This window comes from Flavobacterium sp. (assembly GCF_040382755.1).
Taxonomy (GTDB): Bacteria; Bacteroidota; Bacteroidia; order Flavobacteriales; family Flavobacteriaceae; genus Flavobacterium.
The window spans coordinates 1-2,480 of sequence record NZ_JBEIET010000200.1; the positions used below are offsets into that span (position 1 = coordinate 1).

General features: G+C 36.2%; 3 protein-coding genes. 2 read left to right on the plus strand and 1 reads right to left on the minus strand.

Annotated features, from left to right (window positions below; genetic code table 11):
- Together ABWO04_RS11105 and ABWO04_RS11110 are read left to right on the plus strand one after the other, a co-directional pair.
- The coding region (locus ABWO04_RS11105) for a class I SAM-dependent methyltransferase (protein WP_353079758.1) at positions 1-673 on the plus strand (673 nt) is incomplete at its 5' end.
- The gene (locus ABWO04_RS11110; protein WP_353079759.1) at positions 673-1,068 is read left to right on the plus strand and encodes a hypothetical protein; all 396 of its coding nucleotides are present in this window, start codon (positions 673-675) and stop codon (positions 1,066-1,068) included. The genes ABWO04_RS11105 and ABWO04_RS11110, both read left to right, overlap by 1 nt.
- A 194-nt stretch (positions 1,069-1,262) precedes the next feature.
- On the opposite strand, the gene ABWO04_RS11115 is transcribed toward ABWO04_RS11110, so the two are convergent.
- A complete protein-coding gene (locus tag ABWO04_RS11115; protein ID WP_353079760.1) occupies positions 1,263-2,261 on the minus strand; it encodes an IS110 family RNA-guided transposase in 999 nt (332 codons plus the stop codon).
- Between the last annotated feature and the right edge of the window lie 219 nt (positions 2,262-2,480).

A 2,480-nucleotide genomic window follows, 5' to 3' on the forward strand; every position in this document is an offset into this window, starting at 1 on the left:
CATATTATTAGCCTTAATTATTGGAAGTAAGTATATTTTCAATTGGTCTGACAGCTTGTATTTGTTGGTTGTTTTGGCATTTATTTATGGACTAACTATGCCATTATTCGTCTCCGCTTATGTTTATGATTTCTCTGGCTTTTACAATTTTGATTGGCTAAAGAAAATCAAAATTGAAGATGCAAAAGACAAATTCAATTTAAACATCAACGCAGGCTTTGACGAAACAAGTTTTATTATAGAAAGTATTTTGCCCAATTCCAAACTTCAAGTGTATGACTTCTACAACGCCAAACAGCATACTGAACCAGCAATTATCCGAGCAAGAAAAGTGAGTTTGTTATATCCAAATACACAACAAATCAATTCAAATTCAATTCCTTTAAATGACAATTCGGTTGACAACATCTTTTTAATATCAGCAATTCACGAAATTCGCAAACAAGATGAAAAAGTGCAATTTTTAAAAGAATGTCGCAGAGTTTGTAAGCCAAACGGCAATGTGATTATGGTGGAACATTTGAGAGATTTTCCAAACTTTGTAGCATTTACAATCGGCTTTACGCATTTTTTCTCAAAAGCAACTTGGAAAAAGGCATTTGAAGAAGCCGGGTTTACATCATTTAATGAAACAAAGTTTACACCTTTTATGTCAATCTTTAATTGCAACTAATGGAAATACATTTTAAAATAATTGGTGTTTTATTAATTGCTTTGGCATTGGTTCATATTGTCTTTCCAAAGTACTTTAACTGGGACAAAGAACTTAAATCATTGAGTTTAATCAATCGACAAATGATGACAGTACATACATTTTTTATCGCATTGACTGTATTTCTTATGGGTTTACTTTGCTTTACCTCTTCTGCCGAACTAATTGAAACCAATCTTGGCAAAAAAATATCACTTGGACTTGGTTTGTTTTGGACTATAAGACTTTTCATTCAGTTTTTTGGTTACTCTACTGACCTATGGAAAGGAAAGAAATTTGAAACGTTTATGCACATAATATTTTCGTTACTTTGGACATATTTAAGTATCATATTTTTGACAACATATTTTAATTGACAACGACAAGAAACATAGCGGACAGAAGAACGCCAGCAGGTAACAGCGGTTTGGCAAAAGTGGCGGTTCAGTTCTCCGCAGACACATTTGTGGTTAATCAAAGTTTGGTTCTCCGCATCAACATTTGTGGTGAAAATCGCCACCTTCGCCAATCTGCATTCCAAGATCAAAAACAAGTTTCTTATAAAAATATTTCAGGCAGCAAATTGGCTTAGTTCAACATAGGGTGTGCCGCGATTGATAGTAGCGAAAACCCTTGAAACCAGTTTGTTTCTGATTATATTTAGTACAACCATTTTGGGTTTTCCTTCTTCTACCCGCTTTTCGTAATACCGCTTGAGTTCCTTGTCATGTTGTATGGCACTGATGGCCGACATGGATAGTAAGCTCTTCATTTTTCGGTCGCTAATGGGATGAATTTTCATACGCCCATTTATGCTTGTACCAGACTGATGTGGAAATGGCACTAAACCACAATAACAGGAGAACTGACGCCAACTTGCAAACCGCGTATAATTGTGGGTATGCACCAACATTTGTACGGCTAAAACCAAACCAACTCCCTTTACACTTCTGCTTAACTTATAGTGTTTTAGCATCTGACTATCGGTTTTAATGAGACTTACCATCGCGCTTTCTAACTTTTTCATTTGTTGCTCCAGGTGGTAAATGGTGTCTGCTATCATCGCCTGTGATACATCTTCTGTTTGCTTGTTTACTGTTAGCACCTGCATTCCCTTTTCTAGGCATTTTAAAGCGCGTAGTTGCTTGGCTATTTGTTCCCTTAAGCTCATCATGCGTTGTAGCTCAATTAACTTCTCTGGTGGTGGCACACTGGCTATCAACTCCTCGCGATGAAGCCAAGCATAACGTGCAATTTCTTTTGCATCTGCTTTGTCTGTTTTGCCTCTTTTAAGCCCTATAGATCGTTTAATTTCCATTGGGTTTACACAACAATAACGAACCTGCTGTTGATGCAAATAATAGCTTAAATGCAAGCAATACCAACCTGTATGCTCAAAGCATATCACTGCGGATGTAATGGCTACTTTGTGTGATTTTATCCATTGTAAAATCTTTTTGTAACCGGTTTCATCATTGCTAAATTGCTTGTGGTGTTGCTTTTGATGTAGGTGTACATCCAATGTTTTTTTTGATACATCAATACCGATGGTTTCTTCAACATTTTCCATAATTTCGTATTTAAGGATTAAACAAAAAAACTTGCTGTGCTATCGCCTTTAACGGGCCCTATCGCCCAATATTCCAATTAGTACTTGCAAGTCCGAATAGGGAAACGGGACTTATGCAGCTTACAGGAATTGATTCCTACAAAACGTTTGAGTTCACCCGTTTCTCTTTTCGGTTAATTTAATGTTTTTTTCTTGATGCAAACTAAAGGCAAAACGTTA